The following is a 17,672-nucleotide window of genomic DNA, read 5'->3' on the forward strand; positions in this document are numbered from 1 at the left end:
ACGCGGAAATGGTCCCACTTGCGGTTACCGCTGTGCAAGGTGAGCGCCGTTCGCTGCATATGTGCGCGCCACCTGTCATTCACCTGGCACCGCTGGTGACAGTGGGACCGCCTCCGTCAGCTGCCTCGGAATTGCTGTGAGTAACTGCACAGGGGTTCAGTGCCGCCGCGGCTTCTTCGGGCAGCGGTGGCCGAGCGCCTTCACGAGTTCCACGGAAGGCGTCCGGTGAACCGTGCGCGCCCTGGCCGGGGCGCCGTGCCGCACCGGTGCCGCGTGCGCCGGATCGCCGAGGACCCGTACGCCCGTATGGGCGATGCGGTCAATCATCTCGGCGCCGATCCGGGCGGCGGCCTCGACGGCCCACCGCGGTGTCGGGATCTTCACGTCCTGCGGCGCCGGGCTGCACGCGTTCTTCATATGCATGCCCGCGCCGTTACGAACGAGCCTGGAATACGGCTCGTCGGGCAGTCCATTGCCCCGGAATTCCCTATTAAGATTCCGCAGCATTTCGGTCTCGGCGAGGGTAAGGGATCGATCAGTCCGCCCTGCCGGTCAGACCACCCGCACTCCGGGTTTGCCCGATTCCACCCGCAGCCGTGCCAGCGTGCTCGCCGTGGCGGTCGGCTGCCGAACCGTGTCCACCACCCTCACCTGGGCGTCGATGCCGTCACGGTCGATGTCGAACAGGTGGTAGCCGCGGTGGGCGTCGATCAGCTTCCAGTGCGGGTTGTCCGGCATCCGCGGGTCCCACTCGGCGTGGAAGGCGGCCTGGTCCTGGTCCCCGTTGCTGGAGATGGACGTACCGACGAACTCGGCGCCCACGACCTCGGAGTCCGGGTCGTCGTAGTCGGTCTTGAGGTCGCTGATCATCGTGAGGTGGCGGTCGCCGCTGAGCACCACCGGGTTGCGGATGTCGGCGAACTCCTCCAGCAGGGCGTTGCGTTCGACCTGGTAGCCGTCCCAGGCGTCGTAGTACCAGAGCTTGCCCTCGCCGATCTGCAGATCGGTCTCGGCCATCATTATCTGCGAGGCGATCAGGTTCCAGCGGGCCGGCGAGTCCTGCAGCCCGTCCAGGAGCCACTCCTTCTGCTCGGCGCCGAGCATGGTGAGCGACGGGTTCTCGGCGGCCGTCTGGCTGGTCACCTGGTCGCTGCGGAACTGCCGGGTGTCCAGGACGTTCAGGCGGGCGAGGCGGCCGAACTCCAGCCGCCGGTACATCTGGATGTGCGGGCCGTTCGGCACCGCGGAGGCACGCACCGGCATGTGCTCGTAGTACGCCTGGAAGGCCGCCGTCAGCCGGGCCACGAACGCGTCGTGCGGCTGCTTGTCGGGGTCCTGCGGGATCTCACCGGCCCAGTCGTTGTCGACCTCGTGGTCGTCGAAGGTGACCACCCAGGGCGTGTTCGCGTGCACCGCGGCGAGGTCGGGGTCGGTCTTGTACTGCGCGTACCGGTTTCGGTACTGCTCCAGGGTGTACGGCTCCCCCGTTCCCTCGTGCCTGCGCACGGCCGTGGCCGACGGGGTGGACTCGTAGATGTAGTCGCCGACGAACAGGACGAGGTCGGGGTCCTGGTCGAGCATGTCGGCGTACGGCGTGAAATAGCCGTGCTGCCAGTTCTGGCAGGAGGCGAGAGCGATGCGCAGCGAGCCGCCCCTGCTGTGCGGGTGCGGGGCGGTGCGGGTGCGGCCGACGGGCGAGATCTGGCCGTCGGCGCGGAAGCGGTACCAGTACGAGCGGTCCGGGCGCAGGCCTCGTACGTCCACGTGAACGCTGTGCCCGTACTCGGGCCGGGCCTGGGCGATGCCCCGGCGGACGGGCTTTCTGAACCGGTCGTCCTCCGCGAGCTCCCACTCCACCGGGACCGCGGTGTCGGGCATGCCGCCGCCGTTCAGGGGGTCGGGGGCGAGCCGGGTCCACAGCACGATGCCGTCGTGCAGCGGGTCGCCGGAGGCGACGCCGAGGCTGAACACGCCGTCGGGCAGGGTGGCTTCGGCCGCACGGGCCGTCCCCGGCAGCCAGAGCTGGGCGGACGCGGCGGCGCCGAGGACGGCGGCACCGGCGGTCAGAAAGCGGCGTCGGTCGGGCGAGATTGCTCCGGTCATCGCGAACTCCCCTGTCTCGCAAGCCTCTTGGACACGTGAAAGCTCACGCAGCCGGGCGGTCCACCCGCTGAACGGAGGCCTTCGCGTGCATGACAAATGGGCAGACAACAGAAGACCCGTTGCGACACGGGAACAACACGACGAACGTGATTTTGCCGCAACGGGCCTTACATGCCCTCAATTGACACCGGGCGGGGGGTTGTTCAGTGAGCGAAGTTCAAGCCGAGTTCGACGTCGGCCGCGACCGGGACGGCGCCGTCGAACGCGTTTTCGCCCGGTGAGCCCGCCGTAGAGCTCGCCGCGTGAGCTCAGCGGGTGAACTCGCTTCCGAGTCGGGCGAGTTCGGGATCCGTACCGAGGGCTGTGGCACCGAAGGACACGGAGCCCGTGGCGGTGACCCCGGCGGCAGTGGAACGGAAACCCCATACCGAACCGGCATTCGAGTTCTCACCGGGCGCGCCGACGACCAGATCCGCGAGGAGCGTGACCGCCTCGCCGAAGCGGTCGGAGCGCTCGGCGGTGCCGGGGACATCCGCCGTGTTCTGGCTGAACACCTTCGTACCGGCGCCGGTCGGGCCGGACGCGCTGCCGGGCACGACGGCGACCGTCCCGGCGTCCTGTATCCCGGAGAAGTCCTCACCGGGAATGCCGACCGCGATGTCGGCGCAGCCGTCGCCGTTCACGTCACCGACCGCGACGTCCGTACCGAAGAGATCACCGGTCTCCGTCGCACCCGGCACTCCCGGCGTGTCCTGGTCGATCGTGCGCGGGTCGGCGGTCTGCGGCCCCTGTGCGGTACCGAGCACGACGCCGATCCGCTCGCCGTACTCGCTCGGGTCGGGCGTGCCCTCGCCGGAGTACGCGACCCGGGGCCGGCCGAAGACGAGATCGTCCCGCCCGTCGCCGTTGACGTCACCGAGCGCGATGCTCTCACCGCCCTCGATCTCCCGCCCCTCGCCGTCCTTGAGGTGGGTGAGCGGGGCGAGACCGTTCCGGGTGCCGTGCAGGTAGAAGAGGGTGTGCCCGACGTTCTGGTCGCCCGGGTCGTCGAAGTCGAACGGACCGGTCAGCACGACCACGTCGCTGATGCCGTCCCCGTCCACGTCCCCGCTCGCCACGTCCAGCACCTGCACATCGGCGTCGGTGAACGAGCTGTCCTGGCTGCGGGCGGGCACCCCGGTACGGCTGAACGGCCCCGACTCCAGCGACGAGGGCCCCGCCAGGTCGGCGTGCCCGTCCCCGTCGAAGTCACCGGCGACGACCCGCGCGGAACCGCCGAGGACCGCGCCCGGCAGAATCGTCCCGCCGGAAAGCCCGCTCTTGGCGCCCCACAGCACGGTCACACTGCCGTGCCGGGCCGTCCCGCCCTGCGTCCACTGCTCACCCGCCGCCGGGACCACCAGGTCGGTGTAGCCGTCGCCGTCCAGATCGCCCGCGGTGAGATGGGCACCGAAGTGATCTCCCGCCTCGGGAGTGCCGGGCACACCGGAGGTCGCCTGCGTGAAGACCTTCTTGCTCGCGAGGTTCAGCCCGTGCGCCGACCCGTACACGACAGCCACATACCCGGCGGCCTTCTTGCCGCCTACCGTGGCGGCCGGCGCCCCGGTGGCGAGGTCCTCGTACCCGTCACCGTTGAAGTCCTGCCGCACGCTCTTCACGACCGAGGCGTGCGCATCGGCGACCGGCGAGACGACGGCGGCCCCGGCAAGCAGGGCGATGGCGACCACCACAGCACGCCGCGATCTGGGCACAACAACGGACTGGGACACGTCGACTCCGGGAATCTGAAGGGCAGTTGACGGCGGCTGGGATCCAAGATCCTCATTCGCGTTGCCCAGTACGACTCACCGTGAGTCAAAGGGGTTGCCCTGAGACACCCCGCGAATTCCCCCGCCGTTCACCTGTTCAGCCCGTCCGGCGTTCGAGGACGAGGCCGTTCAGGCCGAAGCGGGGGCCTGGGGGCGGCAGCCCCCAGTCGTCACCAACCCGCCGCGCGCCTACTCACCGAACGGTTCGAAGCCGCCGTACTCCTGAAGGGCTTCATCGCGCTCGGCCTGCCGATCGCGACGCCGCTGCGCCGCGGGCCTGGGCGCCTCGAACCGGTGGTCCTCGCCGCGCCGGCCCAGCATCTCCGCCCCGGCCATCACCGACGGCTCCCAGTCGAAGACGACGGCGTTCTCCTCGGGTCCGATGGCGACACCGTCGCCCGACCGGGCCCCCGCCTTCATCAACTCCTCCTCCACACCGAGGCGGTTGAGGCGGTCCGCGAGATACCCGACGGCCTCGTCGTTGTTGAAGTCGGTCTGCCGCACCCAGCGCTCGGGCTTCTCGCCCCGCACCCGGAACAGCCCGTCCTCCTCGCGCGTCACCGTGAAGCCCGCGTCGTCGACGGCCTTGGGCCGGATGACGATCCGCGTCGCCTCCTCCTTCGGCTTCGCGGCGCGCGCCTTCGCCACCAGGTCGGCCAGCGCGAACGACAGTTCCTTCAGCCCGAGATGGGCCACTGCCGACACCTCGAAGACCCGGTACCCGCGCGCCTCCAGATCCGGCCGCACCATCTCGGCGAGATCCTTGCCGTCCGGTACGTCGATCTTGTTCAGTACGACGATCCGCGGCCGCCGGTCGAGCCCGCCGTACTGCTTGAGCTCCTCCTCGATGACATCGAGGTCGGAGACGGGATCCCGCTCGGACTCCAGCGTCGCCGTGTCCAGCACATGCACCAGCACACTGCACCGCTCGACGTGCCGCAGGAACTCGAGGCCCAGCCCCTTGCCCTGGCTGGCGCCCGGGATCAGCCCCGGTACGTCCGCGATGGTGTACACGGTCGACCCGGCCGTCACGACACCCAGGTTGGGGACGAGGGTCGTGAACGGATAGTCGGCGATCTTCGGCTTGGCGGCCGACAGCACCGAGATCAGCGAGGACTTGCCGGCGCTCGGGTAACCCACCAGCGCCACGTCCGCGACCGTCTTCAGCTCCAGGACGATGTCCTGGACATCGCCGGGGACACCGAGCAGCGCGAACCCGGGCGCCTTGCGGCGCGCCGACGCGAGCGCCGCGTTGCCGAGCCCGCCGCGGCCGCCCTGCGCGGCGACGTACGAGGTGCCGTGTCCGACCAGGTCGGCGAGCACATTGCCGGCCTTGTCGAGGACGACGGTGCCGTCCGGCACGGGCAGCACGAGGTCCTGGCCGTCCTTGCCCGAGCGGTTGCCGCCCTCGCCGGGCTTGCCGTTGGTGGCCTTGCGGTGCGGCGAGTGGTGGTAGTCGAGAAGAGTCGTCACGGACTGGTCGACGGTGAGGATGACGTCACCGCCGCGCCCGCCGTTGCCGCCGTCGGGTCCGCCGAGCGGCTTGAACTTCTCACGGTGGACGGAGGCACAGCCGTGACCTCCGCTACCCGCGGCGACATGCAGTTCGACGCGGTCCACGAAGGTGGTCATGGTGGGTGCCTCCAGTTACGTACGGGTGTTACTCATGTCAACACGCGAAAGGCGGACCCGCCTTCCCACACGGGAAGTGAGGTCCGCCTCGCGAAGCGTTCGGGCTTCAGCCCCGAGTCAGGAACCGACTCAGGCGACCGGAACGATGTTCACGACCTTGCGGCCACGGTGGGTACCGAACTCCACCGCACCGGGCTGCAGCGCGAACAGCGTGTCGTCGCCGCCACGGCCGACGCCCGCGCCGGGGTGGAAGTGGGTGCCGCGCTGGCGGACGATGATCTCACCCGCGTTGACGACCTGACCGCCGAAGCGCTTCACGCCGAGCCGCTGGGCGTTCGAGTCGCGACCGTTCCGGGTGGACGATGCGCCCTTCTTGTGTGCCATCTCTCCTCAGTCCCTTACTTCGCAGCCGTGGGGATCTCAGTGACCTTGATCGCCGTGTACTGCTGGCGGTGGCCCTGACGACGGCGGTAGCCGGTCTTGTTCTTGTAGCGCAGAATGTCGATCTTCTGGCCCTTGTGGTGGTCCACGACCTCGGCCTGGACCTTGATGCCGGCCAGCACCCACGGGTCGCTGGTCACAGCGTCGCCGTCGACAACGAGCAGGGTCGAGAGCTCGACCGTGTCGCCAACCTGGGCGGTGGAAATCTTGTCAACCTCAACGATGTCGCCGACAGCAACCTTGTGCTGGCGACCACCGCTGCGCACGATGGCGTACACGCGGATCTCACTCTCTCGCTCGGGAACGGCACCCCCGCAGTCCAGCCACCCGGCACGGGCAGCCTCTCCGGAGCACCCAGTGCCCTGGAGGAATGAGGTTTACGGGGATGTGGCGCGCCCATATCCAAGGACACGCCGACGGTCAAGGTTACGGGGCCGTGGCCGGAGGGGTCAAACCGGGCCGGGCCCCACACGCGTGCGGCCGGTCACAGGGACCGGCCGCACAGCGCACTGCTCAGCTCTCGTCGCTGCTCAGCTCTCGTCGGCGGCGGCCGAGACCGCCGTCTTCTTCGCCGCCGTCTTGGCCGCGGCCGTCTTGGCGGTCTTCGCCGCCTTCTTGGCTGTGACCTTCTTCGCCGCCGTCTTCTTGGCAGCCGCCGTCTTCTTGGTGGCGGCCTTCTTGGCGGTGGCCTTCTTGGCCGTCTTGCGAGCTGCCGTCTTCTTGGCCGGAGCCGCCTCCTCGGCGCTCTCCTCCGCGGCAGCCGACTCATCCGCAGCCGACGGGACGACCACGACGGCCGTCTCCTCGGACGCGGTCGGCGCGGCCTCCTTGCGCACGGCACGGCGGCGCGGGCGGGCCGGAGCGGCGCTCTCGGCCGGGGCCTCGGACTCCGCGACGGCCTCCGCCTCCACCGCCGGTGCGGCCTCCGCGACCGGCGCGGTCTCGGCGACCGTCACCACGGTGGCCTCGGCCCCCGCGGGCGACCCGGCCGGCGCGGACACCTTGCGGGTCGCACGACGGCGCGTACGCCCCTTGGGCGCGGCCTCTTCCGTGGCCGGGGCCTCGGCCGGAACCACGGCGTCCTCCACGGCCGCGGGCTCGGCGAGCGCCTCGGCGGCGGGCTCCGGCTGCACCGGACGCTCCGCCTCTTCCTCGGCCGTCACGTCCTGAGCGGTCGGCACCTCGGCCTCCTCGTGCCGCGGTGCCTCACGCCGGGGCGCACCCGCCGGAGCGGACGCCCGACGGCTCGCGCGGCGCCGTGAACGGCCACGGCCGACCGCGGCCTCCGCCTCGGCGACGCTGCTGTACAGCTCCTCGTCCGGCGCGAAGGCCGGCTCGGACAGCGCGACCGGTGCCGCGACCTCGGCAGCGACCTCTTCCTCGGTCTCCTCGACGGCCTCCGGAGCCTCGACGGCCGCCACGGCCTCGTGCTCGTGCACCTGCCCGTCGCCGCCACGACCGCGCTTCTTGCGCTTGCCGCCGCCACCGGGGGAGGTCGGCTGCTCCATGTGCACGATGACACCGCGGCCGTTGCAGTGGACGCAGGTCTCGGAGAAGGACTCCAGCAGACCCTGGCCGACCCGCTTGCGGGTCATCTGCACGAGCCCCAGCGAGGTCACCTCGGCGACCTGGTGCTTCGTACGGTCGCGGCCCAGGCACTCCAGCAGGCGACGCAGCACCAGGTCCCGGTTGGACTCCAGCACCATGTCGATGAAGTCGATCACGATGATGCCGCCGAGGTCGCGCAGCCGCAGCTGGCGCACGATCTCCTCGGCCGCCTCCAGGTTGTTCCTGGTGACCGTCTCCTCCAGGTTGCCGCCCTGGCCGGTGAACTTGCCGGTGTTGACGTCGACGACGACCATCGCCTCGGTCCGGTCGATCACCAGCGAGCCGCCGCTGGGCAGCCAGACCTTGCGGTCCAGGGCCTTGGCGAGCTGCTCGTCGATCCGGTACGTGGCGAAGACGTCGACCTCACTGGTCCACTTCGACAGGCGGTCGGCGAGGTCGGGCGCCACGTGCGAGACATAGCCGTGGATGGTCTGCCACGCGTCGTCGCCGCTGACGACGACCTTGGTGAAGTCCTCGTTGAAGATGTCGCGGACGACACGGACGGTCATGTCCGGCTCGCCGTACAGCAGCGTCGGGGCGTTGCCGTTCTTCGACTTCTTCTGGATGTCCTCCCACTGCGCCTGAAGCCGCTCCACGTCGCGGCGCAGCTCGTCCTCGCTCGCGCCCTCGGCGGCGGTGCGCACGATGACGCCCGCGTCCTCGGGGACGATCTTCTTGAGGATGGTCTTCAGCCGCGCGCGCTCGGTGTCGGGCAGCTTGCGGCTGATGCCGGTCATCGAGCCCTCGGGGACATACACGAGGTAGCGGCCCGGGAGGGAGACCTGGCTGGTCAGACGGGCGCCCTTGTGTCCGATCGGGTCCTTGGTGACCTGCACGAGCACGGACTGGCCGGACTTCAGGGCGGACTCGATACGGCGCGGCCCGTTGGCCATGCCGAGCGCCTCGAAGTTGACCTCACCGGCGTACAGGACGGCGTTGCGGCCCTTGCCGATGTCGATGAAGGCGGCCTCCATCGACGGCAGCACGTTCTGGACCTTGCCGAGGTAGACGTTGCCGACGTACGAGGTCGACTGCTCCTTGTTGACGTAGTGCTCGACGAGCACGCCGTCCTCCAGGACGCCGATCTGCGTGCGCTCACCGCTCTGCCGGACGACCATCACACGCTCGACGGCCTCGCGGCGGGCCAGGAACTCGGCCTCGGTGATGATCGGGACGCGCCGGCGTCCCTGCTCGCGGCCTTCCCTGCGGCGCTGCTTCTTGGCCTCGAGACGCGTGGAGCCCTTGATGGACTGCACCTCGTCGGACGGCTCGGCACCCTTCTCCCGCGGGGGACGGGGCTCGCGGACCTTGACGACGGTGCGCTCGGGGTCGCCCTCGCCGGGCTCGGTGTCCACGGAGGTGTCACCGGCACGACGACGACGGCGGCGACGACGACGGCTGCTGGAGCTGGAGCCGCCGCTCTCGGCGGACTCGTCCTCCTCCTCGTCGTCCTCGACCTGCTCGGCGGTGTCCTCGGCATCCTGCGCGGCCTGTACGGCGGCGAGCTCGTCGGACTCCTCCGACTCGTCCTCACCGGCGGACTCGGCGGACTCGCCACGACGACGGCGACGGCCGCCGCGGCGACGGCGACGGCGCGAACCGGTCTCCTCGGACTCGTCGTCGACGGCGTCCTCGGCCGACTCCTCGGCCTCCTCCGCCTCGTCCTCCACGGCGGTCTCGACGGCCTGCGGCTCGGTCTCCTCGCCGAACGCGGCACCGCGGCGACGGCGCCGGCGGCGCGCCCCGGGCTGCTCCTCGGGGAGCTCCTCCGGCTCGGCGGACCCGGACTCGGCGGCCGCTTCGGCGGCGGCCCGCTGCGGCGTCTGGAACTGCGGCTCGGTGAACACGGGCGCCTGGAACACGGCGACCGCGGGCCGGGCAGGCCGACGCGGACCCTCGTCCTCGGCGCTCTCGGTGCCCTCGACGGCGGCGGCCTGCGCGGGCTCGGCGAACCCGGTGGCGGCCTTGCGGGCGGTGCGGCGACGCGTACGCCGCGGCGCGCCGTCCTCCTCGGCCGGCTCGGCGGCCGGAGCGGCGGCGGGCTCTTCGACAGCGGGCGCCTCTTCGACGCCGGCGGTCTCCTCGACCGGCGGGGACACACGGCGCGTGGCACGACGACGCGTACGGCGCGGGGCGGCGTCCTCGGCCGGCTCGACGGCCTCGGCGGCGGGCGCCTCGGCCGCGGCGGGCTGCTCGGCGTCCTCGGCAGCGGTCGCATCGACGGTCACGGGCGCCTCGCCGGGCGCCGACACACGGCGCGTGGCACGACGACGGGTCCGGCGCGGAGCGGCGTCCTCGTCGGACTCTGCGACCGCCTCGGCAGGGGCCTCGGCGACGGCCGCGCTCTCCGGCTCCTCGGCCGGAGCGGCGGCGGGCACCACGGTCTCGGCCGCCTCGGCGGCAGCGGGCGCCCCGGCAGGCGCGGACACCCGGCGGATCGCACGACGACGCGTACGCGCGACGGGCGCAGGCTCCTCGACGGCCTCTTCGGTCTCCTCGACCTCGGCTGCCTCTTCGGCCTCTTCGGGCTTCTTCTCGCTGTCCCCGTCGGCCGGTATGGCCGGCGCGACGATCTCCTCCGGGGTTTCGGAGGCGGCCGCGGCGGGGGGACCCGCCGGGCGCGAGGCGGCACGGCGCCGACGACGCGGCGGCAAGGTGTCGCTGGGGGTGTTCAGTTCGGAACCCTCAGTGGGTTCGGTCGGTTCGAGCATGCGGGCATTTCTCCCGTCAGGCTCCCGGGCGCCGCGCCTGGTCCGGCGTTGATCGCCGGTGACGTCCGCGGCTCGCGCGATGCGCGGTGCCGCCGTCCGGGGCGCGGGCGCCGCACGGGAGCTCTCTGTGTCCTGTCTCGCCGGTTCCGTACACCTATTGCGTACGGCCTGGCGAAAGTCTTCTGTGTCGGTGCGCTGCCCGACCCAGGTGGCTCCCGAGTACGAGGGCGGCGCTTCGACGTCCGTCCTTCGCGGGACCTTCCTTACGCCGACGCCTTCGCGGCGGCAGCGGAATCGGCCATGGGGGCCGTCGCTGCCTCGCGGTCGGGCGCGAGCGGGTCGGTCACCGTGCCGGTCTCTTCATCGAACAGCCCCTGCGCCAGCCTGGTCACCGCTGCGGGGACCGGCGGCGCCAGGTCGGCCACGGCGCGGAGACCGGACAGGACGTCGTCGGGTCGTACGGCAGGCGTCACGTGCCGAACAACCAGCCGCAGTATCGCACAGGGCTGGTCGGTCGGCCTATCAGCCGGATCACTATGCGTTTCAAGATGTACGACCGCGGGGCGGGCGTCGAACGTCCGGACGCCGTTCTTGGTCATGCGCTGGACCTCGACGGCGTCGGCGGAGTTGAAGGCCTGCGCGGCCCGCTCCGCCTCGGCCGGGTCCACGCCATCCAGCCGCAGCTCCCACACGGAAGCCGTGAGCCGGTCGGCGAGGCCGGAGGTCCGGGCCTCGACCGCGTCGACGACGTCGAGCCCGGCGGGCAGCGACTCGTCGAGCAGCAGCCTCAGCTTCTCCGGATCCCGCGCCTCGGTGAGGGCGATCTCCAGATACTCCGCCTCACTGCCCGTGCCGGTGGGTGCGGCATTGGCGTACGACACCTTCGGATGCGGCGTGAACCCCGCCGAGTACGCCATGGGCACCTCGGCGCGGCGCAGCGCACGCTCGAAGGCGCGCTGGAAGTCACGGTGGCTGGTGAACCGGAGGCGGCCGCGCTTGGTGTAACGCAGTCGGATGCGCTGCACCGCGGGTGCGGGCGGCGGGCCTTCGGGCTGTCGCTTGCCCAGTGTCGTTCAGTCCTTCGTGAGAGCGGTCGTACTGCTACCAAGAGTACGTGTCTCGCGGGCCGGAGGTTCCCGCCGGGCCACAGCCTCCCTCGGCTCGGGCTCCCCGAAGAGCATCCGGCGGAAGTCGGCACGCGCCTGCCGCGCGGACTCCCGGGCGGAGGCGAGCGCCAGCCGGGTGGCCCGACCCACACTGCGCGCCGCCTCGGCGGCGGGCCGCAGCACGGCATCCCGTACGACATGCCCGACCGGGGTGAGCACGGTCCGGTAGACCCAGCGCGCCGGCTCCACGAAGATCCACCGGAAGAGGGTTGCCAGAGCCCGCCCCACGGCGAGCGAGATCCGCCCGGCCACCCGCCAGGCATGCCCGATCGCCTGCCCCACCTCGCGCCCGACGACGGCGAGGAACCGCCCGACGGGCACCAGTACCCACCGCCACAGGGCGAGGGCGGGCAGCACGAACAGCACCCGGCCGACCCAGTACAGGCCGATCCCGACCCCGGTGGCGACCACGCCCGCGAGCCACGCGATCGCCCGGCCGACCGGCGCGAGCACGCGCGCGTACACCCACACCGCGGGAACGACGACGAGATACCGCACCAGCCACGCGACACCGGCGAACACACCGGTCCCGAGCAGGGCGAACACCGCCCCGATCCCCCTGAGGACCCACATCACACCCTGCCCGAGGGGCGTCAGCACGCGCGCGTACACCCACACCAGGGCCTGTCCGAGCGGGGTGAGCACATACCGGTGGAACCACTTCAGCGGCACCACGACGAGCACGTTCCCGAGCCACCCCAGTGCCCTGCCGACAGGCACGAGGACGTACCGCCACAGCCCCACGAAGGGCCACACGAACACGGCCCGCCCCACCCACAGCAGCGCCCGCCCCACGGGCCGCAACAGGGTGTCGTTCAGAAACCGCCCGGTGACGACGAGCGCGTCCCACGCCATCCGCACCGGCACGACCAGCACGAGCACGACGATCCGCACCGGAAGGCGGATCGCCACGACCAGGCACCCTTCGGGCGACTGCCGCGCGGGCTGCTGTCCGGGGTGTCCGACGGGCGGCTTCTGCAGATCCATACCCACACAGACGCCGGGGCGGCCCGTCCGGATCCCGCGGCGGAACACCGATGAGTTCCGCGGCCCCGCGCGGTCTACCCCGCACCAGCGAAAGTCAGGCGCGAACTCTGTGAGGGGAACCATGATCCACCAAGCCCTGCCACCCGTCGTCGACACCGCAACGTGGGAGCGCAGGCTCGCCACACTGCGGGCCCGGGAGAAGGCAGCCACGCGGGAACTCGACGCCATCGCCGCCGAGCGTCGCCGGCTGCCGATGGTCGAGATGCCCGACTACACCCTCGAGGGCGAGGACGGCCCGGTCCGGCTGGCGGACGTCTTCGACGGCAGGAGGCAACTGATCGTCTACCACCACATGTGGTCCGCCGGCCAGGAATGGCAGTGCCCGGGCTGCACGGGCTTCACCTCGCAGTACACGCGCCTCGAATTCCTGGCCAACTACGACGCCCGATTCGTCATCGTCACCCAGGGTCCGATCGAGGAGGCACTCGCCTACAAGCGGCGCGTCGGCAACCGCATGACCTGGTACTCGACCGCCAACAGCCCCTTCGGGTCCGACGTCGGCGCACCTCCCGACGGCGGCTTCGCGGTCAACGTCTTCCTCCGCGACGGCGACACCGTGTACCGCACCTGGCACACCAACGGCCGCGGCACCGAGCAGATCGGCCACAGCTTCGCGCTGATCGACCTCCTCCCGTACGGCCGCCAGGAGGAATGGCAGGACTCACCCGAGGGCTGGCCCCAGTCCCCCACCTACAGCCGGTGGGCGACGTCCAAGGACATCGCCGCGCTCTACGGCCCGGGTTCCGGCGACAGCTGAGCCCTGGCGTCGGCCCACGCCCGGACCGCCTCCGCATGCTCACGGATCAGGGACATACGGGCCTCCCATTCCGCTCCGCTGCGGTGGTCCGGGTGGGCGGTGATCTGCCCGCCGTGCTTGCGGTAGGCGAGTCCGGTCTCGCCGATGAACCAACCGTCCGCCAGGGCGTCCAGACCGAGCAGCAGCCCGGTGTCGCCCGAGGCGGGCAGGGCCATCCATCCGCCCAGCAGCGCCAGCAGGGAGCGCCTGACGCACAGGGTGGCGGGGTGGACCTGCGGCCGGTGGTGCTCGCTCCAGAAGCAGAACGCGCTTCCCCTGGGGAGCCGGCCGGGTTGCGGGTCGCTCGATTCGAACGAGACGGTGCTGCCGTCCTCGAGGAGATCGACCACCCGCGACGTGGTCCAGCCGACCGAGGCGTCCTCCTCCAGCACGGCGAGGTCCCTGGCGAGGGTGCCGGCGGTGAGCTGGTCGTCGGCGTCCAGCGTCTTCACATAGGCACCGGTCGAGCGCGCGAACGCCATGGTCCGCGCCACGTGCGGGCCACCGGAGCGGGACGCCGAGATCCGGATCCGCGGATCGTCGGCCGGCAGATACGCCTGTGCGCGGACGTCGCTGCCGTCCTCCTGTACGCACCACTCCCAGGACCATCCGCGGGGAAGGTCCTGGCGGAGCAGCGAGGCGTAGGCGTCGGGCAGGAAACGGACAGCGTCGCCGTGCACCGGCGTGACGACGGAGACGACGAGGGTCACGTCAGTGCGTGTGACCACTCGAAGCGGGCGCCGGGCCTGCGTTCTTGACCGTCAGCGGCAGCAGCTTCTTGCCCGTCGGGCCGATCTGGATGTGCGTGTCCATCTGCGGGCACACCCCGCAGTCGAAGCACGGCGTCCACCGGCAGTCCTCGACCTCCGTCTCGTCGAGGGCGTCCTGCCAGTCCTCCCAGAGCCAGTCCTTGTCGAGGCCCGAGTCGAGGTGGTCCCAGGGCAGGACCTCCTCGTACGTCTTCTCGCGGGTCGTGTACCAGTCGACGTCCACGCCGAAGGCGGGCAGCACCTTGTCGGCGCAGCTCATCCAGCGGTCGTAGGAGAAGTGCTCGCGCCAGCCGTCGAAGCGGCCGCCGTCCTCGTAGACGGCACGGATGACGGGGCCGATCCGGCGGTCGCCGCGGGAGAGGAGGCCTTCCACGATGCCGGGCTTGCCGTCGTGGTAGCGGAAGCCGATCGAGCGGCCGTACTTCTTGTCGCCGCGGATCTTGTCCCGGAGCTTTTCGAGGCGGGCGTCCGTCTCCTCCGCCGAGAGCTGCGGGGCCCACTGGAAGGGCGTGTGCGGCTTGGGGACGAAGCCGCCGATGGAGACCGTGCAGCGGATGTCGTTGGAACCGGAGACCTCGCGGCCCTTGGCGATCACCTTGGTCGCCATGTCGGCGATCTGCAGGACGTCCTCGTCCGTCTCGGTCGGCAGGCCGCACATGAAGTACAGCTTCACCTGGCGCCAGCCGTTGCCGTAGGCGGTGGCGACCGTCCTGATCAGGTCCTCTTCCGAGACCATCTTGTTGATGACCTTGCGCATGCGCTCCGAGCCGCCCTCGGGGGCGAAGGTGAGGCCGGAGCGGCGGCCGTTGCGCGTGAGCTCGTTCGCCAGGTCGACGTTGAAGGCGTCGACACGGGTGGAGGGGAGCGAGAGGCCGATCTTGTCTTCCTCGTAGCGGTCGGCCAGGCCCTTCGCGATGTCGCCGATCTCCGAGTGGTCCGCGGAGGACAGGGAGAGCAGGCCGACCTCCTCGAAGCCCGTCGCCTTCAGGCCCTTCTCCACCATCTCGCCGATGCCCGTGATGGAGCGCTCGCGGACCGGGCGGGTGATCATGCCCGCCTGGCAGAAGCGGCAGCCGCGCGTGCAGCCGCGGAAGATCTCCACCGACATCCGCTCGTGGACCGTCTCGGCGAGCGGGACCAGGGGCTGCTTGGGGTAGGGCCACTCGTCGAGGTCCATGACCGTGTGCTTGGAGACGCGCCACGGGACGCCCGACTTGTTCGGTACGACACGGGCGATACGGCCGTCGGGGAGGTACTCGACGTCGTAGAACGCGGGGATGTAGACCGAGCCCGTCTTCGCGAGACGGAACAGGACCTCCTCGCGGCCGCCGGGGCGGCCCTCCGCCTTCCAGTCGCGGATGATCTTCGTCATGTCCAGCACGGCCTGCTCGCCGTCGCCGATGATCGCCGCGTCGATGAAGTCCGCGATGGGCTCGGGGTTGAAGGCCGCGTGGCCGCCGGCCAGGACGATCGGGTCGTCGAGCGTCCGGTCCTTGGACTCCAGGGGGATCCCGGCGAGGTCGAGGGCCGCCAGCATGTTGGTGTAGCCCAGCTCCGTGGAGAAGCTCAGCCCGAACACGTCGAAGGCCTTCACCGGCCGGTGGCTGTCCACCGTGAACTGCGGGACGGCGTGCTCCCGCATCAGCGCCTCCAGGTCCGGCCACACGCTGTAGGTGCGCTCGGCGAGGACGCCCTCCTGCTCGTTCAGGACCTCGTAGAGGATCATGACGCCCTGGTTGGGCAGGCCGACCTCGTAGGCGTCCGGGTACATGAGCGCCCAGCGGACGTCACAGGACTCCCACGGTTTGACCGTGGAGTTGAGCTCTCCGCCGACGTACTGGATCGGCTTCTGCACATGCGGGAGCAGAGCTTCGAGCTGCGGGAACACAGACTCGGCGGCCGCAGCGACTTCGGCAGACATCTCGCGAACCTTCGTGGGATGGGCTGATGGGACGACCTGAACTGACAGGGGTGACCATCTAGCCTAACGCGGCCGTGCACCCACCCCGACCGCTCGGCCCACCCGGGCCGCTAGACCTGCATCCCGTCCTTGACCTCCTGCCAGACCCCCGGCAGCTGTACCTCCACGGCCGTGGCGCGCGCCTCCTCGCGCCCGTAGAGCACTCCGTATGTGAACGAGCTCTCCCCCGCCGCATGCGCCACGGCGGACAGCTCGCGCAGGGTCTGGCGGGTCATGAAGCTGTCCTGGTGGTCGCCGAGCAGAGTCTGGAGGGACTTCATCGACTTGATCAGCGCGGTGGCCGGGCTGCCGAGAGGTGTTGCGGCCGCCTCCGCCGCGTACCGCGTCCGCTTGGCTTTCTTGCGGGCCTCATGCAGGGCGAGGTCGCGGTCGTGGCCGGGTTCCAGGGCGAGGGCCTGCTCGACCAAGGCGGACAGCTTTCCGAAGTCCTTCCGTACGGCCTTGGCGATCACCTTCTCCGGCTTTCCCGCGGCCGCCTCCAGCAGCGGCGGGTCCGCGACCAGAGCGTCCAGGCCGTCCAGCAGTTTCAGATAGCGCTGGGAGTCCAGGACGCCGGTCAGGCGGCGGCGCGATCCGCCGCGGCGGGCGTTCATCCAGGTGCGCAGCCGGGTGCGGATCGGACCGGAGAGCAGCGTCCTGGGCAGCTCGTCCAGGGCTGCCGCGAGGCGCTCGGTCAGCACCTCCCGGTCCCGGTCCACGCCGAGCTCACCGGCCAGCCACTTCAGTTCCTCGCCGATGGGGTCGGTGACGGTACGGTCCAGCACCTTGCCGTACGAGCGGAAGGCGCTGCGCATCCGGCGGGTCGCGACCCGCATGCGGTGCACGGAGTCGTACACGTCCTGCCGTACGGCGGGGTCGAGTTCGACGATGGCGTCGCGCTGCTCGCGGACATAGGCGAGGACGTGGTCCCCGGCCGTCACCGGCGGCTTGGCCTGCTGCTTCTTCGCGCGCTTCTTCTTCGGAGCGGTCTCCGCCAGGGCCCGGGCCAGCTTGGAGGCCGATGCGGACGGCCGTACGCCGGCCTTGCGCAGCCGCTTGTCGACCTTGTCCAGGAGGGCGGGGTCGCCGCCGTCGGCGAGTTCCACCTCCAGCTCGGTCCACTGGGCCGAGCCGCCCTTGCCGGTGAGCCGTTCGGCGTGTACGGCGTCCACGCTGACCTCGGCGAGCACCCGGCCCCCGGTGTCGACGAGGTCGCGCAGGTCGCGGTCGGAGCGCAGCCGCACCACGGGCAGCAGCTCGGCGTCGCGGACCCGGGAGCGGACCAGCCCGGCGAGGCTGCGCGGGACGGTGTCGGAGAGCGGGGCCTGGATCTCGTCGCGGACACCGGGGGCGACCGGGAACTTCAGGTGCCAGCCCGCGTCGGAGCCGCCGGTGCGCCGGCGCAGGGTGATCGCGGACGCGGCGAGACGTTCGTCGGAGGTGTCGTAGTAGGTGGCGTCCAGGTGCGCGACGCCCTTGTCGACCACCGCGTCGATCCCGGCGACGCCGGTCAGGTCGGGCAGGCCGCTCTCGTCGGACTCGTACTTCCGCTCGATCTCCCGCTTGGTGTCCGCCATGAACCGAATCTAGTTGCTGCGGAACTGCCGCGACAGAGGGGCGCAACGGCCGA

The 17,672-nt window shown here is 71.0% G+C and carries 12 protein-coding genes and 1 pseudogene; 1 reads left to right on the forward strand and 12 read right to left on the reverse strand.

Annotated features, from left to right (window positions below; genetic code table 11):
• Positions 1-156 precede the first annotated feature (156 nt).
• From ABT254_RS18870 to ABT254_RS18910, 9 genes and pseudogenes are all read right to left on the reverse strand, one after another.
• A pseudogene (locus ABT254_RS18870) lies at positions 157-537 on the reverse strand (hypothetical protein); the annotation flags it as partial.
• 15 nt (positions 538-552) lie between these two features.
• Complete coding sequence (locus ABT254_RS18875) at positions 553-2,103, reverse strand: alkaline phosphatase D family protein (RefSeq protein WP_351470953.1); 1,551 nt, start codon at positions 2,101-2,103, stop codon at positions 553-555.
• 308 nt (positions 2,104-2,411) lie between these two features.
• On the reverse strand, positions 2,412-3,872 hold the full coding sequence (locus tag ABT254_RS18880) for an FG-GAP and VCBS repeat-containing protein (protein ID WP_351470955.1): 1,461 nt from the start codon (positions 3,870-3,872) through the stop codon (positions 2,412-2,414).
• A 228-nt stretch (positions 3,873-4,100) separates the two neighbouring features.
• Positions 4,101-5,543, reverse strand: coding sequence for a GTPase ObgE (gene obgE, locus ABT254_RS18885; RefSeq protein WP_351470957.1), 1,443 nt, complete (start codon positions 5,541-5,543; stop codon positions 4,101-4,103).
• Positions 5,544-5,672: 129 nt separating this feature from the next.
• A complete protein-coding gene (rpmA, locus tag ABT254_RS18890; RefSeq protein WP_037854440.1) occupies positions 5,673-5,927 on the reverse strand; it encodes a 50S ribosomal protein L27 in 255 nt (84 codons plus the stop codon).
• Positions 5,928-5,941: 14 nt separating this feature from the next.
• On the reverse strand, positions 5,942-6,262 hold the full coding sequence (gene rplU / locus ABT254_RS18895) for a 50S ribosomal protein L21 (protein ID WP_020269559.1): 321 nt from the start codon (positions 6,260-6,262) through the stop codon (positions 5,942-5,944).
• Between the two features lie 252 nt (positions 6,263-6,514).
• The gene (locus ABT254_RS18900; RefSeq protein WP_351470960.1) at positions 6,515-10,303 is read right to left on the reverse strand and encodes an Rne/Rng family ribonuclease; all 3,789 of its coding nucleotides are present in this window, start codon (positions 10,301-10,303) and stop codon (positions 6,515-6,517) included.
• 263 nt (positions 10,304-10,566) lie between these two features.
• Complete coding sequence (locus tag ABT254_RS18905) at positions 10,567-11,328, reverse strand: TIGR03936 family radical SAM-associated protein (RefSeq protein WP_351470962.1); 762 nt, start codon at positions 11,326-11,328, stop codon at positions 10,567-10,569.
• 48 nt (positions 11,329-11,376) lie between these two features.
• The gene (locus ABT254_RS18910; protein ID WP_351470965.1) at positions 11,377-12,456 is read right to left on the reverse strand and encodes a hypothetical protein; all 1,080 of its coding nucleotides are present in this window, start codon (positions 12,454-12,456) and stop codon (positions 11,377-11,379) included.
• Positions 12,457-12,577: 121 nt separating this feature from the next.
• Here ABT254_RS18910 and ABT254_RS18915 point away from each other — a divergent pair, with 121 nt between their 5' ends.
• A complete protein-coding gene (locus ABT254_RS18915; RefSeq protein ID WP_351470968.1) occupies positions 12,578-13,273 on the forward strand; it encodes a DUF899 domain-containing protein in 696 nt (231 codons plus the stop codon).
• Here ABT254_RS18915 and ABT254_RS18920 read toward each other — a convergent pair.
• The 3 genes from ABT254_RS18920 to ABT254_RS18930 all read right to left on the reverse strand — a co-directional run bounded on the left by ABT254_RS18920 (position 13,246) and on the right by ABT254_RS18930 (position 17,619).
• Positions 13,246-14,022: a glycosyltransferase family 2 protein gene (locus tag ABT254_RS18920; RefSeq protein WP_351470971.1), complete on the reverse strand. Its 777-nt coding sequence runs from the start codon at positions 14,020-14,022 to the stop codon at positions 13,246-13,248. The genes ABT254_RS18915 and ABT254_RS18920 overlap by 28 nt on opposite strands.
• Before the next feature lies 1 nt (position 14,023).
• Positions 14,024-16,003, reverse strand: a complete 1,980-nt coding sequence (locus ABT254_RS18925; RefSeq protein WP_351470974.1) for a TIGR03960 family B12-binding radical SAM protein — start codon at positions 16,001-16,003, stop codon at positions 14,024-14,026.
• Positions 16,004-16,113: 110 nt separating this feature from the next.
• Positions 16,114-17,619 (reverse strand): CYTH and CHAD domain-containing protein, encoded by a 1,506-nt coding sequence (locus ABT254_RS18930; protein ID WP_351470976.1) that lies wholly within the window; start codon positions 17,617-17,619, stop codon positions 16,114-16,116.
• Positions 17,620-17,672 lie beyond the last annotated feature (53 nt).

The organism is Streptomyces sp. NPDC001137, from assembly GCF_040298885.1.
Taxonomy (GTDB): domain Bacteria; phylum Actinomycetota; class Actinomycetes; order Streptomycetales; family Streptomycetaceae; genus Streptomyces.

Excerpts from the sequence above, each read along its gene's own strand:
- rpmA (WP_037854440.1), bottom strand. The coding sequence starts at position 5,927 with ATGGCACACAAGAAGGGCGCATCGTCCACCCGGAACGGTCGCGACTCG.
- ABT254_RS18925 (WP_351470974.1), bottom strand. The coding sequence starts at position 16,003 with ATGTCTGCCGAAGTCGCTGCGGCCGCCGAGTCTGTGTTCCCGCAGCTC.
- ABT254_RS18915 (WP_351470968.1), top strand. The coding sequence starts at position 12,578 with ATGATCCACCAAGCCCTGCCACCCGTCGTCGACACCGCAACGTGGGAG.
- ABT254_RS18930 (WP_351470976.1), bottom strand. The coding sequence starts at position 17,619 with ATGGCGGACACCAAGCGGGAGATCGAGCGGAAGTACGAGTCCGACGAG.
- ABT254_RS18900 (WP_351470960.1), bottom strand. The coding sequence starts at position 10,303 with ATGCTCGAACCGACCGAACCCACTGAGGGTTCCGAACTGAACACCCCC.
- ABT254_RS18910 (WP_351470965.1), bottom strand. The coding sequence starts at position 12,456 with ATGGATCTGCAGAAGCCGCCCGTCGGACACCCCGGACAGCAGCCCGCG.
- ABT254_RS18875 (WP_351470953.1), bottom strand. The coding sequence starts at position 2,103 with ATGACCGGAGCAATCTCGCCCGACCGACGCCGCTTTCTGACCGCCGGT.
- obgE (WP_351470957.1), bottom strand. The coding sequence starts at position 5,543 with ATGACCACCTTCGTGGACCGCGTCGAACTGCATGTCGCCGCGGGTAGC.